Origin of the sequence: Thalassomonas actiniarum (assembly GCF_000948975.2) — a bacterium.
In the GTDB taxonomy this organism is placed as follows: Bacteria; Pseudomonadota; Gammaproteobacteria; order Enterobacterales; family Alteromonadaceae; genus Thalassomonas; species Thalassomonas actiniarum.
In genome coordinates, this window is record NZ_CP059735.1 from 2,408,916 (window position 1) to 2,426,306 (window position 17,391).

22 protein-coding genes are annotated in these 17,391 nt (G+C 41.7%); 18 read left to right on the forward strand and 4 right to left on the reverse strand.

Features of this window, described 5'->3' with window-relative positions; translation table 11 throughout:
• Nucleotides 1-295: 295 nt before the first annotated feature.
• From SG35_RS10445 to SG35_RS10485, 9 genes are all read left to right on the forward strand, one after another.
• Nucleotides 296-631 carry a helix-turn-helix transcriptional regulator gene (locus SG35_RS10445; protein ID WP_053043481.1) on the forward strand — a complete coding sequence of 112 codons (336 nt, stop codon included), beginning with the start codon at nt 296-298 and terminating at the stop codon, nt 629-631.
• Complete coding sequence (locus SG35_RS10450; RefSeq protein ID WP_044836247.1) at nt 609-848, forward strand: hypothetical protein; 240 nt, start codon at nt 609-611, stop codon at nt 846-848. The genes SG35_RS10445 and SG35_RS10450 overlap by 23 nt, the downstream gene beginning before the upstream one ends.
• Nucleotides 849-881: 33 nt before the next feature.
• Nucleotides 882-1,505, forward strand: a complete 624-nt coding sequence (locus SG35_RS10455; RefSeq protein WP_044836246.1) for a hypothetical protein — start codon at nt 882-884, stop codon at nt 1,503-1,505.
• Between the two features lie 320 nt (nt 1,506-1,825).
• Complete coding sequence (locus SG35_RS10460) at nt 1,826-2,326, forward strand: hypothetical protein (RefSeq protein WP_053043480.1); 501 nt, start codon at nt 1,826-1,828, stop codon at nt 2,324-2,326.
• A 9-nt stretch (nt 2,327-2,335) separates the two neighbouring features.
• A complete protein-coding gene (locus SG35_RS10465) occupies nt 2,336-3,064 on the forward strand; it encodes an FRG domain-containing protein (RefSeq protein ID WP_044836245.1) in 729 nt (242 codons plus the stop codon).
• Between the two features lie 125 nt (nt 3,065-3,189).
• Nucleotides 3,190-3,756 carry a hypothetical protein gene (locus tag SG35_RS10470; RefSeq protein ID WP_044836244.1) on the forward strand — a complete coding sequence of 189 codons (567 nt, stop codon included), beginning with the start codon at nt 3,190-3,192 and terminating at the stop codon, nt 3,754-3,756.
• Nucleotides 3,757-3,875: 119 nt separating this feature from the next.
• Nucleotides 3,876-4,877 carry a hypothetical protein gene (locus tag SG35_RS10475; RefSeq protein ID WP_044836243.1) on the forward strand — a complete coding sequence of 334 codons (1,002 nt, stop codon included), beginning with the start codon at nt 3,876-3,878 and terminating at the stop codon, nt 4,875-4,877.
• 91 nt (nt 4,878-4,968) lie between these two features.
• Nucleotides 4,969-5,574 carry an SLATT domain-containing protein gene (locus SG35_RS10480; RefSeq protein WP_044836242.1) on the forward strand — a complete coding sequence of 202 codons (606 nt, stop codon included), beginning with the start codon at nt 4,969-4,971 and terminating at the stop codon, nt 5,572-5,574.
• A 564-nt stretch (nt 5,575-6,138) separates the two neighbouring features.
• Nucleotides 6,139-7,272, forward strand: a complete 1,134-nt coding sequence (locus SG35_RS10485) for a hypothetical protein (RefSeq protein WP_044836241.1) — start codon at nt 6,139-6,141, stop codon at nt 7,270-7,272.
• Nucleotides 7,273-7,501: 229 nt separating this feature from the next.
• Here SG35_RS10485 and SG35_RS10490 read toward each other — a convergent pair whose 3' ends face one another.
• On the reverse strand, nt 7,502-8,701 hold the full coding sequence (locus SG35_RS10490; RefSeq protein ID WP_152646848.1) for an RCC1 domain-containing protein: 1,200 nt from the start codon (nt 8,699-8,701) through the stop codon (nt 7,502-7,504).
• A 463-nt stretch (nt 8,702-9,164) separates the two neighbouring features.
• Between SG35_RS10490 and SG35_RS10495 the strand changes: the two genes are divergently transcribed.
• The 3 genes from SG35_RS10495 (at nt 9,165) to SG35_RS10505 (ending at nt 11,089) form a co-directional block, all read left to right on the forward strand.
• Nucleotides 9,165-9,461, forward strand: coding sequence for a hypothetical protein (locus tag SG35_RS10495; RefSeq protein WP_274055418.1), 297 nt, complete (start codon nt 9,165-9,167; stop codon nt 9,459-9,461).
• A 201-nt stretch (nt 9,462-9,662) separates the two neighbouring features.
• A complete protein-coding gene (gene puuE, locus SG35_RS10500) occupies nt 9,663-10,565 on the forward strand; it encodes an allantoinase PuuE (RefSeq protein ID WP_044836239.1) in 903 nt (300 codons plus the stop codon).
• Between the two features lie 155 nt (nt 10,566-10,720).
• Nucleotides 10,721-11,089 (forward strand): DUF1428 domain-containing protein, encoded by a 369-nt coding sequence (locus SG35_RS10505; RefSeq protein ID WP_044836238.1) that lies wholly within the window; start codon nt 10,721-10,723, stop codon nt 11,087-11,089.
• 28 nt (nt 11,090-11,117) lie between these two features.
• Here SG35_RS10505 and SG35_RS10510 read toward each other — a convergent pair whose 3' ends face one another.
• The 3 genes from SG35_RS10510 to SG35_RS10520 form a co-directional block, all read right to left on the reverse strand.
• Complete coding sequence (locus tag SG35_RS10510; protein WP_044836237.1) at nt 11,118-11,420, reverse strand: type II toxin-antitoxin system RelE/ParE family toxin; 303 nt, start codon at nt 11,418-11,420, stop codon at nt 11,118-11,120.
• Nucleotides 11,417-11,659 carry a type II toxin-antitoxin system ParD family antitoxin gene (locus tag SG35_RS10515; protein ID WP_044836236.1) on the reverse strand — a complete coding sequence of 81 codons (243 nt, stop codon included), beginning with the start codon at nt 11,657-11,659 and terminating at the stop codon, nt 11,417-11,419. Before SG35_RS10515 ends, SG35_RS10510 begins: the two co-directional genes overlap by 4 nt.
• A 304-nt stretch (nt 11,660-11,963) precedes the next feature.
• Nucleotides 11,964-12,461 (reverse strand): hypothetical protein, encoded by a 498-nt coding sequence (locus tag SG35_RS10520; protein ID WP_044836235.1) that lies wholly within the window; start codon nt 12,459-12,461, stop codon nt 11,964-11,966.
• A gap of 176 nt (nt 12,462-12,637) precedes the next feature.
• Here SG35_RS10520 and SG35_RS10525 point away from each other — a divergent pair, with 176 nt between their 5' ends.
• From SG35_RS10525 to SG35_RS10550, 6 genes are all read left to right on the forward strand, one after another.
• Complete coding sequence (locus tag SG35_RS10525) at nt 12,638-13,138, forward strand: hypothetical protein (protein WP_044836234.1); 501 nt, start codon at nt 12,638-12,640, stop codon at nt 13,136-13,138.
• On the forward strand, nt 13,135-13,350 hold the full coding sequence (locus SG35_RS10530; RefSeq protein ID WP_152646847.1) for a hypothetical protein: 216 nt from the start codon (nt 13,135-13,137) through the stop codon (nt 13,348-13,350). The genes SG35_RS10525 and SG35_RS10530 overlap by 4 nt, the downstream gene beginning before the upstream one ends.
• Before the next feature lie 107 nt (nt 13,351-13,457).
• Nucleotides 13,458-13,628, forward strand: coding sequence for a hypothetical protein (locus SG35_RS10535; protein WP_160298407.1), 171 nt, complete (start codon nt 13,458-13,460; stop codon nt 13,626-13,628).
• Nucleotides 13,629-13,786: 158 nt separating this feature from the next.
• Nucleotides 13,787-15,178: an IPT/TIG domain-containing protein gene (locus tag SG35_RS10540; protein ID WP_044836231.1), complete on the forward strand. Its 1,392-nt coding sequence runs from the start codon at nt 13,787-13,789 to the stop codon at nt 15,176-15,178.
• Between the two features lie 285 nt (nt 15,179-15,463).
• On the forward strand, nt 15,464-15,655 hold the full coding sequence (locus SG35_RS10545; protein WP_044836230.1) for a YgaP family membrane protein: 192 nt from the start codon (nt 15,464-15,466) through the stop codon (nt 15,653-15,655).
• A gap of 442 nt (nt 15,656-16,097) precedes the next feature.
• The gene (locus SG35_RS10550; RefSeq protein WP_044836228.1) at nt 16,098-17,309 is read left to right on the forward strand and encodes a hypothetical protein; all 1,212 of its coding nucleotides are present in this window, start codon (nt 16,098-16,100) and stop codon (nt 17,307-17,309) included.
• The last annotated feature ends 82 nt before the right edge of the window (nt 17,310-17,391 follow it).

The following is a 17,391-nucleotide window of genomic DNA, read 5'->3' on the forward strand; positions in this document are numbered from 1 at the left end:
TAAAAGTGGGCGAGGGCGTTATGGGTTTTGCCACTCATATCTAAATATGGTGAAATCGTTGCGTTTAAAGCCCACTAAAATAGGTGGTGCGGTTCTCTGAGAATTAATCTGGAAGCTGTTTTCTCCTTCGATACTGGCTCAACTATTTTTAACGGCTCTGACAGCATATTATTTCATCATGAAATGTTGCTTGAAATCCACATTTCTTATACCATCCCCTTCTGCATAACCCTGTACGGGTTACCTATCGCATCTGAATAGATACGGACATAAAAAGAATAAGTAGGGATATTTTATGTTTAGACCAATCACGGGGGCCGACCTCAAGCGCATGAGGCTTTCCGCCAACCGCACCACAGAACAAATGGCCAAAGTTGCCGGTGTTAGCCGGGTTACTTATGAGAGCTGGGAAAAGGGCAAAAGTGAGCCAAGGATGAACCAGTCTTATGCCTTGCAAGCTTATTGCCAGATCAATCTCTCACCTATATTTAGCCGCTTTGATGAACTCAAAAAAGAATTCGACAGGTATAAAATGCTTGTCGATGATAAGCAACCTAATCAGCTTAGAGCATCAGCAAGGAAGAATCATCTTAACGGGGAACCAGGGCATGAGCCAGAAACTAGCAGCTAAAGGTTTAAAACAAGTTACAGGTGGAAGTAGTATAGACATGAGAGTTAAGCCAGCAGCCAGGATATTAAATACTTCCGACCTTAAAAAAGTTACCGGCGGATCTGGTATACATAAAGGAGATGATCCAAAGATATCAAAATTTGCAGAGCCAGCGGCAGATGTTCAATTAGCTAGCACCATCAATTTTTTTAGAGAAGATGATAAACAACTGCCTTAGCCAACTCCATGCCAAGTAAAGGATTTATGTTTTATGGCTAAAATAGTCTTAATAATCTTAGGTGCTTGTCTTGTTGGTGCCTCAGAAGCCTTTTATATGCAGCTGCTGGTTACTGGCTCTTTGTTGTTAATAGCATACCAACATAGGGATGATATCAATATCCGGGATCTGTGTGGCATGATGTTGGCAGTCACGCTGGTAGAGATAGTCCTTTTTGAATTTTTCATAGTGACCCGGAGTGAGGTTTTGAGCAGCATGGCTGTGAATGCCATTATATTTGGGGCGCACTTTGTCATGGATGTGGCTATGTACATATTGGTTTCAAATAGGGTGCATTTTACCCGGGACAGGCTAAAAGCTAAGGGCGAACCAACCGAGCATATATTTACATACAGCGCTGAGTTTGCCTTAATCAGCGTGTTCGTGGTGTTTATGACGGTTGACCTTATGGCATTACTTGAGAATTTTATCAGACATCTTGATGAATTTGGGGTAAGTGCAGAAACGGCCAAGATGTTTAGTGGCTGGAATTGGCTGTATTATCATTATGAAGTCGTCAAAGGTATATTGATGGGCCTGACTTTCTTTTTCCTCTGGACTATCACTATTGGGGAAGGCCAGAAAGAATATAAGAAGAAAGAAATGATAATAAGTTAATATGCTTTGCCTCAAATTTTATCACTGAGTCTAGATATAGTTGTATCTCCCGGATAGTGGGGACAGCTGACGTTGGAATATAAAAATTAGTCATGTATTTTCTAAGGTTTTATCTTAAAGAGAACGTTCAATAATATCCATTTCTATTTATGGATACTTTAAAACATGTGAAATAAGGGCTTGAAATAAAAAGTTTGACGGTAGGTTGTAACGTAAATAGTAGATGAGGATTGCTGAGGCGTCTACGTAAAAAGCTGTTAGTCGTTTCGGCATCATCAGTCATAGAGTAAGAATTAAGAGTAGCAAGAGGGAAGGGGTTTATGGAGTGGTTTAAAACAAAGCTTCAATATGGAGTCGGTGGATATATATTCTTCTTTATTTTTATTAAGGTGTACGTATTCCTTGGAATCCCCCTCCTTGATATTCCAGATTTCGATTTGAAACCTATAAGTTATGTATTATCTAAAGATATTCTCTATCTTATAAGTCAATCAATGATGGTTTCTGCAGCCATTGAGCTTGGTTACATGTTATTTACTCCAGGCCCAGACGAAGCAGTTGAACCATTGATTTTGGGAATAGCCGGGACAGCCTTGCTCGTGTTATCTGATGAAAACAATGCTTCTGTAAATAACTCGTTTCTGACAGATGCTGTGGTTACATTCCTTCTAGTTGTGAGTATGTTTATCCTATTTTTCCTTCGCTATAAGCTGAAGACATGGTTCCCTAAAGAATTTGGCGACTCAGTAGTCGAGAATTCGGACGAAATTTCTGACCCTAACAGTTCAATGCAGCCGACCGCGGAAGAGTCGGCTGATTGAGGCGTTGGTATGACTAATCAAATTAACTCGATAGAAGATTTAATTAAATATATCTCAATAGAAGATGATGAAATCATCTATAGAGGTCAATCTAATAAAAATTGGATGATGATTCCTTCTTTAGGTAGGTTTGAAAATATTCCAACAGCCAAGTTTGAACGTTTTTCTTGGAAGTTCATAGAAGAGGACATGATTCATGCTTTTCAAAAGCGCGCTATTCCTTATCTCAACTCAGAAAACCTACCTGGTAATCATTTTGAATGGTTGATTTTAGCTCAACATCATGGGTTACCAACAAGACTGCTTGATTTTACTACTAACCCTTTAAAGGCTCTTTTCTTTGCTGTAGAAGACATTGGACTTAATGAGGATGGTGTATTTTTAAAAGTTCATTATAGTAACTGGTGGAGCCGAATTACCGAATTCTTTAATAAGATAGATGATGAAAAGCGTTTGGCTGTTTATTTTCCTGACCACACGAATCATCGTGTCATTGCACAAGAAGGCTGTTTTACTATATTTCCGTTACCTGAAAATATGGAAAAGTTTCATGATATCAAAAATATTGAAATGTATAAGCATGGTTTTGAGTCCCTAGATAGCTTTATTATCCCACACGAATCTAAACCAATAATTCGTACGCAATTACGAAAACTAGGAATATCTCATCATACAATTTACCCTGGTTTAGACGGTTTATGTACGGAAATAAGAAGAGATTTTGAATTTCTTTGGTAAAAAATATAACAAGGTTTTAAAGTCGGATTTGTAACAGCTTGCTCGATTCCACTTCGTTTCATGTTTTAGCAAGCTATTACTTACCGCTAAAAATGGCGTTATACCAATCACAAAGGAGTGTCAATTTGACTGAAGCATCATCAGGAGTACCAGCCACAGCTATTGCTGCAATTATTGCTGCATTACTTACTGCTACGTTAACTTTCTTAGGCGTTTATCTAACAAATCGTGGAAATAATAAACGCCTTAAGGAGCAGTTGGATCATGAGAAAAACCTAAATGCTCAAAAAATCAGAATTGAAAAGCTTGAAGAGTTGTATTTGTTAGCAGAAGGTTGGGTTACCTCTTTAGCAAGTTATTACTTGCCATATACATCTGTTATGCAAGGAAAGATTAGTTATGATGAAGCTTTAACAGTAGCAATTGAAGATGGTAAAAATAACGCTGTCGATTTTAAAAAACTTCAAATGTTAGTAGATCTGCATTTTCCCGAGATTCAGGAGAATTTTACTCAATTACTTGAATGTAGGCAGGAAGTTAACGATATCATGTTCTCGCATAAAAAAGACTATATGCGAGGAGCTACAAATGGTGAGAAGTATCTTCTGCCCTTTGTTCAATTTCAACAAAAGCTAGAGCAAGAAGCTCAAAACTTTAAGCTGGCAATTATCCAATTGAATAAAGCGATATAACAAACTGTTTAATAGCGGACAAAATTCAGTTGCCTGGTTTCGCTCTGCTTCACACTATAGCCAATTAAATTTTGCCCATTAATAGGGCGTTAGTGCAAATAATAAGAAGGATATCGAAGATGGGATGGAAAGGAACAGTTCGTTCTATTGGTGCGGCGGTTCGTGCCGCTGAACGAGATGCGAAAAGGAGACAAAGGGAGCTAGAACGACAGCAAAAGCAATATGAAAAAATGCAGGAGTTAGAACAGGCAGCATTCGAAGTTGATGTCTATGAAAACCATATTGAGGTCATTCAATCGACTCATAAGGAATGTAGCCCGCCCGTAGATTGGAATCAAATTGCATTATCTAAACAACCTGAAGAACCTAAAAAGACCAATGATAATGAAGTGGAAGCACAACTAATATTAAATAGTTATAAACCTGGGTTTATAGACCGTCTCTTTAACAGAGATGAAAAGAAAGGGGAATTATTATCAAAAAAAGTAGCTGAGGCTATTGAAGCCGATGAAGTTCATTACAAATCTATAATTTCTCGCTGGGAAAAAGAGACAGAAGAATGGAAAGAAAGCGTAGAAATAGCTAATGCTCTCTTAGATGGTAAAGCAGAAGCAAAAATAGAAGCAATTGAGAATCTTCAGCCTTTTTCAGAAATCTCCAACCTCGGTTCAAGCCTATCAATATCTGTCTACGATAACGGTATTTTGGAGGCAACAATAAATGTTCATGGCACCGAAATAGTACCAAGCAAATCGAAAAGCTTACTAAAGAGCGGTAAGTTGTCTATTAAAAATATGCCTAAAGGGAAATTTAACGAGATATATCAGGATTATGTCTGTAGCTGTATATTACGTGTAGGTAATGAGCTATTTTCGAGCATTCCTGATGACCTGGTTTTAGTAACTGCTGTGGACGAATTACTTAATTCTGAAACTGGCCACCTAGAAAAAGCCCCTATTCTGTCGGTTGCTGTCTCACGTAGAACAATTGAAAGCCTTAACTTAGATGCAATAGACCCATCAGATTCAATGGTTAACTTTAAGCACAATATGTCTTTCAAAAAAACAAAAGGTTTCGGACGGGTTGAGCGTATAGACCCTGAGGGCTTAGACTGTGCGTAATCCAGCAGCTAACAAGTTAAGCAAGCGGGGCTGTCTAACCTACAGCCTCTTCTTAAGGCGTTGGTATAACTTTTACATGGAGTAGTAGAAATTGGCCGAATTAGAAGATAGTAAGATTAAAGAGTTACTTCGAAGAACAAAGTTAACTACAAAGTCTAGATACCGTGCAAGTGAACGGTTTTCCACACATCAAAAGGTTTCCCAATGGACTGTAGCGTTTATCTCTGCCGCTTTAATATTTATTCCGCTCTTCCAAGCATACGGTGTTGAGCTTGCTATTCCTGACCAATTGCTAAATAGTTTTCAGTCAATTCTTGCTGTAATGGTTCTTGTTTACTCACTTCTCTTGGGGCAAGAAAATTTTGTTTCACGATCAGAGGCAATGCATAGAAACGGAGTAGAGTTAGGTCGTTTTGCAAGAAAGCTCAGAGGTTTGCCAGACGACTATGAAGATTACGATAATCTAGTAGAGGAATATTACGGTATCTTAGAAAAGTACGAAAATCATAAGCCCGTAGATTATCTATTCACTAGGCTGCATGACAAACCTTTGGAATGGAGTCAGTGGCCAGAGTATTTATGGCTGTGGCTTCGAGCACATTTCTTTCAATGGCTTGGCTACACACATTATATTGCTGCAAGTTTTTTCGTTGGGTATATTTTCTATTATCTATTTACAAATATAAAGGCATCTTAAAGACATAAAGAAATCAATCAACTATACCAGCTTATTGGATCAGGTTTTGAATTTTCACAAGTAATTTTATTATGCAAGAAATAAGACTTGATCCTGTCTGGCTTTTTCTCTTAGCGATTACGATTGGCATTTTTCTGATATCAAGAGCGGTTGGGATGATTTGAATGCTCCTTCATGGGTGGCTGGGGTTGAATTATAGAGGAAACTTGACGAATTTGATTATCAGTTTACATGGGCTGTATGTTCGATTTTTCCTAAAGGATATGAGCCTAGATTAACTGATAAGCCTTAGGTTGATGGTAACCTTAGCTTTTGGGAAGGAGTTCTAGAAAAAAATTAAGGAGTCTCTTTTCGAGATAGTGTGTTGGGATAGTAGCGCTACACTATAATAGAATTGCCTAGCGATCTGGCCGGTAAACTAATTCAGAATGCTCCTGGTGTTATGAATTTAGATAAAGAAAATGAGCAGTGATGGTGTTAACAGAATTCGGCAGAAAGTCCTCCCAGCGGCCGGCTTCTGCGAATGGTGTTAGGTTTTCAAGCATATGAAAAAGGAGATTTATTGTGAGATTAACGAAAATATTGATCATATTGTCTTTAGTATTTGTTACATCCTGTGCGAACTTTAACTCTATCCACCGAAAAACAGAGATTAATGAGACGTCTAGTGCAGTCTCTGTAGACGCTAAACAACGCTTCCTAATTTCTTCCACTGTAGTTGAATCTACGACAGATTTATCAGGGGTTACCAAGGAAAAATTGTACCCTGTAGTGTGCGCCGAACCTAGTCCTGATGCATTTTCAGTTTATTCTGCAGCAATTGAAGCAGATGCTTCAAAAGCAGATCAGCTTACTGCAGCGCTAAAAGCTGCCACCAGTGAATCGGGGGCAACGATAGGCATTAGAAGCGAGGCTATTCAGCTGCTACGAGATGCTATGTTTCGTTTATGTGAAGCTTATGCATCTGGTGGTTTGACCTCGGTTGAATACTCAAAGATGGTAGGTAAATACCAGAAATCAATGGTTACTTTAATAGCAATATCCCAGTTAACCGGAGCGTCAGTTCCTGCACAATTGGTTTTGAGTAATAACTCATCTATAGAACTTAGCAACAAAACTTTTGAGGCGAAGGAGCAACTGGATAAGACTAGAAGTGAATTATCAAAACAACAAGGCAAAGATACAAAGTTAGCTGAGTCCGTCCAGCAGTCAAAAAATGACTTGGGTAATTACTCTGAAAAATGCCCAAACGAAAAAGCTATAGATGGAGTTGAACAAGCGGATTGCGATGCTCATAAAGAACTACTTCAAAATAAAAAAGATAGCGAAGCTGAACTAGCTAGACTAGAAAAAGATGTGGCTGAATGGTCGAGCGTTTTCGATAGTGCTAATAAGGCTACATCGCTTTCAACTCAAGCCGTGTCAAAAGCAATAGAATCATCATCTGGGCAAATTGATAAAGATACTATAGTTGCACTATCAGGCACTGTTAAGGGACTAGTAACAGAGGTTTTTTTAGACGACTTAATAAGTACATGCGTGGAAGGTATGGCTAGCCTTGCTTTAACAGGGGCAGATGAAATCGAAAGAAATAAATCGTTATCCGCAACCTTAGAAGGTAGTAATAAGCTACAAGCGCAAACCATTTTTCTGAGTACCTGTGAGCAAGTAATATCAAGAAAACTAGCGGGTAAATAGCCTAACAATGCGTTGTACTGGACAAGCCGGTGAACGCGGCGTTAACCAGCAGAGTTACCCACAATTAGTGGACACCTTCTATAGTTAGATTCTATCTGGCATTGAGATACACTATGACTAAGAAAGATCAGCAGCCCATTAATATTAATTTACATAAAGATAAGTAAACTAACGTAAGGGGAGACATGCATATATCTAAATATATGCATGTCTAAAGCTCTAGGGTAAGTTAGGTGGTAGTGACATCATTTAGGCTTACATTACTACTGTCACCGCCGCTATTATTGTTCCCCCATGTTACTACCGAGCCATCTGTTTTTAGCGCCGCGAATGCAGCGTTGGTAGAAAAAACTTTGGCGGTATTATTTAAAGGAATATCGTCACTGACACCGCCATAGTCAATATGTCCCCAAGTCTCTACTGAGTTATCGGTTTTTAGGAAAGCAAAAGCAGATGAGTTAGCGAAAACTTCATTAACATTTTCTACAATTACAGACTCACTATTAGAGAAATTATCTCCCCCCCATGTGATGGCCGAACCATTGGCTTTATGTGTCGCAAAGGCGGTACTTGTAGCGTAAATTTCTTCAACATTTTCCAGGTTTACTCCGCTGCTATTTCCTCCCCGGTTATCTTCTCCCCAAGTAACAACTGAACCATCGTCTTTTAAGGCCGCAAAAGCTGAAGTAGTAGCATAAATACGCGTTATATCATCCAAAGTCACTGAACTGCTGTCACCGCCGTAGTCAGAGCTGCCCAAGGTTATTACCGTTCCATCCTCTTTAAGCGCTGCGAAAGCATAATCGGTAGCATAAATTTCTTTAACATCGGTAAGTAAGAGATTAACGCTATCAGATGCTGGCAGTAGCCCCCAGCTAGTTACTGAGCCGTCATTTTTCAATGCAGCGAATCCGCTATCATTAGAAAAAATTTTACTGATATCTGTAAGTGCTACATTCGCGCTATCACCGCCTGTAGAACTTTCGCCCCAGGCAACAACGGAACCATCGCTCTTAAGCGCAGCAAAAGCTCTGGCGTTAGCGTAAATGTGGGTGACATGGCTTTTATATGCGGCCTCTATTGTTTGATAGGCATTATCAATTAAATTGGCATTATTATTGGCAGAGGCATCAATGCGTATTTTTTTATCTAAATCAGTGGAAGTTAAAAGGTAACTGTCGGTATCAGATATGTTGTTACCGTTGATTGACCAGTTATATTTATTCATCGAAGGTAGACATTCAGTACAGTTTACGCTGGCTGTTAATGTTTCTCCTTCGGCCCATGCTCCAGTAACATCAATGGCATTTATTACCGCAGCTTGTGGATCTTGCGTAGTATCGTCACTTTCGCTGCCACTGCCACCACCACATCCTGTAATAGTAAGTAGGCTAAGTAAAACCGCTAAATAACCTCGTTTGAAAATCATGTTCAATTCCCTTTATTTCTTTTGATAATTATTTAAAATTCAAGTGGGTATAATATAGCTTGATATTAACTTGATGAAAAATCTTACGTTTGGATTGGCTTCCACAGAATTCACAAACCTGAACTCTTAAAAGTTTGATTTAGCCAATAACTATCGTCACTATCAATTAATTTTTGGATGCCCAGCCTGATTGAGTCTCTCCTGAAAAGAAAAGTGCCGGTCATTCTTATGTAGCAGAACCCTTATCAGATAGGTCTGATGAGTGATTAATCTGCCACTCATTTTCTCTTATCCTCATTTATTGCACATTCGCCTTGCATGATAGCCGTCATCAAATTTTATTTTTGTTTTAATCAATTGAATGCTTACGTGCATTTAATTAAGAGGTTTTGTAAATGAGCAAAAAATATAAGAAAAGCTCGCTATTAAGTCTGATTTTAGGAGTACGGAGAGGTAGGAGTATATGAATCTAATATTGTTCGAAATATTTCGAGTTTTTGTATTTTTAGGTTCAGTTTTATTGGTATTTCATCTGCTTCATCCGGTAGCGGTAAACTATGGTCTTAAAGTTACAGGCTGGAAAGCTTTCATTTTCTTTTTGCCTCTGGGGTTTTCTCCACTGTGGTTATTTGACAAAATTGTTCCTGCCAAATGCATTAAGTGTGGCAAGGCTTCTTTGTATATCAATCCATTATCTTTTTACAGAGTCTCTTTTGCCTGTAAAACATGTGGGGCAGGTGTTTCCCCCTCTATTTGGTAGGTAATATACCTAAGTTAATATTATCGGATTGAATGTGCAGAGTAGGACACGCCACCAACTGGCGATATCAAAAAACTAGACTATTTTCATGGCTTAATGATAAGTTTTGGATGTCCAAGGCGTGCTTCACGCGCGGCATCAGCTGGACGTTTGAATTTCTATTCAGACTTAACCTCATTTAAATATACAAGGCTCATATAGATGCAACACAATTACCCCAGAGATCTTATTGGATATGGCGCAACGCCTCCAAACCCACAATGGCCTGAAGGCGCCAAAGTTGCCGTTCAGTTTGTTTTAAATTACGAAGAAGGAGGGGAAAATTGCGTACTTCATGGTGATGATCATTCTGAGATTTTTCTTTCCGAAATTATTGGCGCTCAGCCTTATAATGATCGTCATATGTCGATGGAGTCTATGTATGAATATGGCAGTCGAGCAGGATTCTGGCGCTTACATCGACTGTTTGAGCGTTACCAAATTCCGGTGACGGTTTTTGGCGTCACCATGGCAATGCAGCGCAACCCCGATGCTGTGGCTGCCATGCTGGAGTCAAACTGGGAAATCGCCAGTCATGCGCATCGTTGGATTCACTTTCAAGACATGAGTGAAGACCAGGAGCGCGAACTGATAAATACCTCTATTAACCTGCATCAAGAGTTAACGGGGGCCAAGCCGGCAGGTTGGTACACGGGCAGAACAAGCCCCAATACCTTAAAGCTGATTGCAGAGCGGGATGATATTCTCTATTGTGCAGACTCTTACGCCGATGATTTACCTTATTGGGACAGGTTCTATTCCAAACCTCTTTTAATGGTGCCCTATACGTTAGACACCAACGACATGCGTTTTGCTACCCCTCAAGGCTTCAATAGCGGTGAGCAATTTTACCAGTATCTCAAAGATGCTTTCGATGTATTGTACGGCGAGGGCGAGGTGGCGCCTAAAATGTTATCAATAGGGTTACACTGTCGTCTCATTGGCCGGCCCGCCCGTATGGCGGCACTGCAGCGGTTTATGGAATACGTGTTGAGCCATGAAAAGGTTTGGCTGACAACCAGGGAAGATATTGCCAAGCACTGGATAAAGCATTTTCCTGCTTAACTAATGGCTTAACGAGCCAGTACTGGCTGTGCCGGACAGCCATTAACGGGCAGTAGCTCAACATTGGGCTCGGTTCAACCTGGATGTCCGGGCCTGTTAGCGGCGTTATACCATAGAGTTGAACATAAAATTCACTAACAAGATTGGAGGATAACGTGACACATTATATCGACGGCTTCGTTCTTCCGGTGCCACGCGACCAGCTACAGACGTATAGAGAAGTTGCTGAAAAGGTTGCAAAGATTTGGAAGGAACATGGCGCACTTGATTACTCAGAATATGTCGGTGACGATGCAAATTTGGAGGGCACCCGATCTTTCTCTGAGGCTGCCGACGCAAAAGAGGATGAAGTGGTCATCTTTGGCTGGGTGGCATTCGAATCTCGCGAGGCGCGTGATCTTGTAAATAAAAGAGTCGCAGCCGACCCCAGGATGACGGATTTGATCAGTCCGTTAATGAATACATCAAGGCCAATCTTTGATGCTGAACGTATGGTGTATGGCGGGTTTCGGCCGCTGGTTTAATCGTTTAATCAGAGCAGCGTATTACAGGTTATGGCGCCTGAAGGTTTAGTTCGACGTCCGTTCTTTTATGCAGGATGCGAACAATTTTTATTCTTGAATTTTCGCCTTTTATATAAAAAATTAAGTGGCTACCAACAGGAAACTTTTTGTAGCCAGCTCGAGTTTCGTCACAAGATTTACCGGCGAGAGGGGTCTTGGCAAGCATATGGGATGCATCGTCAAATTGTTTAATGTAAAAGTTTCTTTGCTCATTTCCCCATTTCCCTTGGGTAGACCTGGCGATTTTTTTCAAATCAGAGTTCGCAGCGTTGGTTAAAACGAAGGGGGTCATTTCTCAATTTCACCATCAAGTTCATTGATAAATGTATCAAAGGTGTAATCTGCAGTGCCGCTTTTCTCACCCTCTACAAGCATACGGCGTAAAGTCTCTGTTTTTGTCTCGGTGTTTTCAAGTAATCTCAATCCTGCGCGAATAACCTCGCTGGCAGAGCCATAACGCCCGCTACCTATTTGGCTGGCGATAAAGCTGTCAAAATGATCTCCAAGGGTGATGCTAGTGTTTTTGGCCATATTTCACCTCATTTATACCAATATATACCTAATTTTGGTACAGAAGCGATACCAAGTTAATGTGTGCGTATTTGGTAAAGCTGTCACTTTTTTGCGTGCGGAAAATTCGCCATATTCACTAAGCTGGTGTTTAAGGCTTTGGTGCTGATTTCACGTGTAATGCTGACCTTTTTATGTCTGAATGGGGGGGAGAAAGAGCATCAGCCATCGTCCCTGATGACTGGCCCCACAAGGTTTAAGTAAAAGGAGGTGCAAAACCCTAAACCCTGTATGCTTCCCTGCTGTTGGCGGTGGACAGCCGCCGTTAATGCTTAACTGTCTTATTTACGGGGGGCGTTGGTTTATAAGACAGATAAGCGATATATTCGGGGCTGCCGATGCGCTTGCGCCCGGCCAGCTTTTTCTGCACCGTTTGTCTTTGCATAAATTTCGGACGCCATACCGGTTCCTGTTCACCTACCAGGGTTTTAAGTACATAACCGAGTTCGCTCAGGTTGCTGAATATTTCCGCCTCTAAATCACCCGGAAAATAGTACCTGAGCTCGCTGACACGAAACACATCATAATCAAAGGTGAACATTTGCAGGGCTTGTCTGAGCTCCCCGTCCTGGCACAAGCCTAACCCTAAGCTGTGGTAAATCTCGGCCCTGAATTCGGCCATTGGTTGAGGGCCAAGGCCGCTAATGCCTGCCTGGTTTAAAATCTGCTCAATAGTGAGCTGGCTTTCTTTAGGTTGCAGCTGCTGTTCTTTCAATTTCTGGCGAACAATGCCGACTACTTTTAAGATTAAATCACTATTCAATTATCTCTGCCTTCCCTGTTATCTGACGGTGAATTTATCTTAAATAGTCAAGTTCACAATTGCTTTATCATTAATGTTAATGATAAAGAAATTATGAACTTACCTGCCTAGACTGGCGCCATCTCATAACCGGCGCTAGTGGATGGACCGCTACCCGAAACATCGGCAGGCAAGCAATGCAAGGGAGTGCTTTTATTGAAAAGAAATTAACCAGTGCACTGGTCAGAATTGTCAAGCACAACCTGAGCGAAGCTGATGAACTGTCAGCCCATTTTATCGAGAAGGTGCTTAATAACTTTGGCATATCCAGGGCATCCGGCATCAGCGTTTACCATATGCTTGAAGCCCGGGCGCTTGTGCTTTATGAATTCCACATAGACCGCTATAACACTGAATTAAGAGAAGCCCTGATTTACTTCATTGCCGATTACCCGGTCTTTCGCTGGTCTGAGTTACGTTATTGCTTTAGCGATCCCGAGCAGGAAATAGCAAGTATATTGCACGAGCTGAAATACTGCTGCCGGGAGCTGGATGTTGACGGCGAGCGGGAATATGTGTGGTCTTCCTGCTGGTTATGGGAAAGAACGGTCAAAAAGCGATTAGCCAGGCGAACCAGGGTTGGCGATCCGGCTTTTTTTGAGTTTTTGAATTATCAACCTGAGAGTAAAAATACATGATGTATAGTCCAACAGTAACCGCCATTATGGGACTAAACGGCGCCCATGACAGTGCGGTATTGCAATTAACCAAGGTGAAGTGTCCGGCAAAAAAAGCTGAGTATGAAAGGCAGGAGCTGAGGATCATGAATTGCCTGCTTGAGCTGTTGGATACCTTGCCGAATGACGAGAAGCAGCAGGTATTAAAGGCCATGAAGGTTGAACTGCAATGAAGTGCTGGCAAACGTGGGCGGTAATTTTAGTGATCAGTGGCGCGGCTGTGCGGTATTGGCATCTGTATTCAAAGCACTTAGACACCGCCCGGCTGGTATCTGTGCAGATGTGTCTCATCGATGGAGATAAGCTGGCCCCGGTAGATGATGACCTGGTAACGGTATTAAGCCATCAGCTGGTAGCGAGGAAGCTTGCCGGTGACAGTTTTATTGAAAGGGCTGCTTTGAAGCGGGCTATTATCGACGGTCTTAGCTGTGAGCCTTTAGGTTTTTTATAACAAGCCAATGCATAAGAGGGGAGTGCGGTGACGTTCATGAATATTGGGTTGTATAAAATATGTACAATTCTTGTGGTTTTGTTTTATGATTACCCGGGAATACAAGGTTGTAATCATTAATCCGTCAAATATTGACAATTATCATAAGGAAATGAACGATGAAAAAGTCGACACTTTCGCTCGCGTTTAAAATGCTCTTTAGTGGTGTGCTGGCTGCCGGCAGTGCTGTTGCTCAGGCAAGTTATTGGGACGAGGGGGTTTGTTCTTTTGGCATGGGGACAAGTCTTGCTCCGGGGGAGTCCTTTCTGGTTAGTGCTTCAGTGGGGGCGTTGCGTAACACAACCTCAACCATACCGATAAGCTTTTATTATTCCCTGACTCCCTCAGTCACGGGAAGCAGTCAATATTTAGGCGGTAATAGCGCAACGGTTTTTCAGCCCGGTTCATATTGTTCTTCTGTTGTGCAAACCACACTGACTTTACCGACCACCAGCCAGGGACTGGACTGTTTTATTGACAGCGGCGGTTATATCTTGGCCAAAGTTGGCGATGACGTTAACGATATCGGTTTTAATATTAATGGTTATATTGACGATGTTATAGCGGCGTCTCCGAAAATTACCAGCTTTTCTCCTGCTTCCGGCCATTCCGGCTCTATTGTGCATATCAACGGCAGCTTATTTGATGACAATACTGCCGTTTATATTGACGGTATTGCCGCAGCCCGGGGCATATTAAGCTCTGAGGAAATTATTGCACTTGTACCGGCAGGGGCCAGTACCGGTTATATCCAGGTAAAAAAGGCCACCGGCCATCATAAACTTTGTTCTACCGATCCCGGACGTTCCCCCAGCCAGTTTGTGGTGACGCCGGTGCCAGCATATTGTGACTCGGGCGCCAGCAATAACGGTTATGGTAAAATTGCTTATGTGAAGCTTGATAATAACAGTGTGTATAACGAGGTGGGTACGACTAACTGTCCTAATTATACCGACAATACCGGCTTCTTTACGACTACTTCACCCGGGCTCGATGTTGATACCATCCAGGTACAGTTTGGTACATGCGGTACGACAGCCTACACCAGAATGTTTAAAGTATATGCCGACTGGAACCAGGATACCGATTTTGATGATCCTGCTGAATATTTTCTGGCCGCACCAAGTGTTGCCAGCGATCAATTATACGATTTAACCATTCCTGTGCCCGACTTTGCCTCTATCGGCACCACCCGCTTGCGTATGATCACTGCTTTATATTATACCGGCACCGTTGATACTGTCGATGATGTTCAGGCATGTGGTTATTATCCGTTTGGCGAAACACAAGATTATGTCTTAGATGTGACCTCAGTGAATGGGGTACTGCAGGCTAAAGTGAAGGCAAGCATCGACAATACGGTGGAACCACTTGATATTACCGGGCAGGTTATTGACTTAATTAACAATAATGAGAGCTTAACTGAAGCAGACAAGCAAAACTTTATTGATAAATATGTAGATAAATTACCTGGTTTGACCTTTAGTTACCCCAAAGGGCAGGAACGTTAAGTTTTGCAATAGGCTGGCTTTATGCCCGTTCACCTTAGCGCCAATACCTTACGCAGGTATTGGCGCATGCTAGCTGTTTGTGATGGTCTTTAAATCTTAGGTGATAAAATCTTGTCGCTTGCAACAGGGGGCTTTGGGTCCTGCCCGGGAATTGGCATGAGCAGTGCCTTAGCAAAAAGCGATAATTATTCATTTTTTTGTTGTTAATGTGACGATGTCACTGAGTTTCATTTTTCAGGCTTTTACAATAACTCTGAAGTTAAACAAAACAACAGGTTAAGTATTATGAATAAAAATGAAGGTTTCATTGACCGCACACTGCGCATCATTCTTGGACTGCTTTTATTGGCGATGGTTTTTATCGGGCCGCAGACCCTTTGGGGTTATGTCGGTTTGATCCCGCTGGTTACCGGTGTTGTGGGTTTTTGCCCGCTGTATAAAATTTTCGGTTTAAGCAGTTGCCCCCTCAAAAGTTAAGCCGTACTTTTTCGGTGATTATTGACCGCTATCCAAGCAAAACTGTTTTTATGCGTAACTGCCTGGCAGATCACGCATAAAAACAGCCCATTCCCCGAAGCCGGGTAACTGGCTGCAGAGCTCAATTTATGAAGAAAAGTCGGTTTCGCCAGATCCTGATGTTTTATCAATCCCTTGCCTGGTTCATTCAGGCCTGCCTGTAATCTTCTGTTTTATGCTTAACCGTATGTGTTTACAGGCGCGGTTTTTCCTGTCTGGTGTTATAAGCCAGATTGTCAGGAAAAATCCGAGTTTGACCTGAGTTTTCCCTTCTCTCCCGCAGTAATCTTGCCGGGTAAAAGTTATGCCATCCATTTCATTTGTGCTGTGAGGGGCGTTAACGCCCAAGCGTAGTTTTGGTTGGTACTGTCTCTGAAACTTAAACATGACGAAAGGAAAAATCATGTCTCATATTAAAATTCAAAATGAAGATGACTTTAAAAACTTCTTTAACAAAATGCGGGATAAATATATCGGCGACCTGGAAGCATTTCTCGAAAATGTGCTGATTGCCACCCCGGGGGGTTATGATGCCGATACGGTTAAATCCGAAGCCTTCAGAAAGTTGACCCTTGATCTGGACAGCAGTGCCAATCTGGTGATAAAGGGAGCGGAGATAGCCGTTGCCGTAAGGCTGAAAGAGCTCTATAACTTGGAGTTGAGTAAATGGCAGGAGCTGGGGGAAAGCAATAAAACCTATCTGGCGTTGAAGGAAAAGGTTGAAGAGTGGCAAAACTCAAGAAATTATGAACGCTTGTTTTTGGTGAAGGAGCCTACCAAGAGCTTTTCATCACTTTTTAGTGTTGAAATGAGTTCAGATGAGATCCAGGCTCTCTTTAATGCGTGGCTTAAAATGAACGCCGACTTAGATGAAATCCATACCCTTATCGACTCCCTTAATGATGAATTATGTCAGCGTCAACTCGAACTGGTTGAACAGATAAACGCCACGAAAATATTGGCGCTTCGCCCGCCACAAAACAACACCAGTATGCAGGCGGTGTGGAGTTATATCATGTTTAAAGGGGACAGCTCGGCCAGCAAAGGCCTGGATGACACTATCTTCGGTTATATGATAGAGCATGTCGATAAAATCAATACCGTGGTGGATAAAGTCGTGCCGTTAAAAGCACTGAGCGGCGGACATATCAAGGCGAGCAACATTACGCCTTTTTCTCAGGTAAAGGTGTTTGACGGTTTAAACAGTAAGAATATCAACTTGCTCGACCTGATGGACTGGCTCAATTCATTGAAATTGACCGGAGAAGATGCCCTGATAAGTAAAATGCTGCAATATACCGCCAAGCTGCAACATCATGTGGAAGAAGATGCCATTAAAAAAGCCATTGGTTTCGCCACCTTAGGCATCAGCTCTTTGTTATGTAAAGCCTATTCCCTGGTGGTGAGTTCGGGAGAGCAGGCGCGCAAGCTGTCTGAGGAAATACGTACTTGCTGTTCACAGGAGGATATGACAGATGTTCGCAAGAATCTGCTGCTTATGTATATCAATGGATTATGCTTAGTCTTTAACAAGCAAATGTATGCGGTATTGCCTCAAAGCGACAATGAATACCTGGTGAAGTTATTTGAAGCTGCGAACAAAGACTTATCCTAACCTTAGAGGTAAGTGTCTGAACTGTCGGCATCAGGTAAGTGACAGTAACATTAGCGGCTGTTACTTACCCGCAAGTTAACGA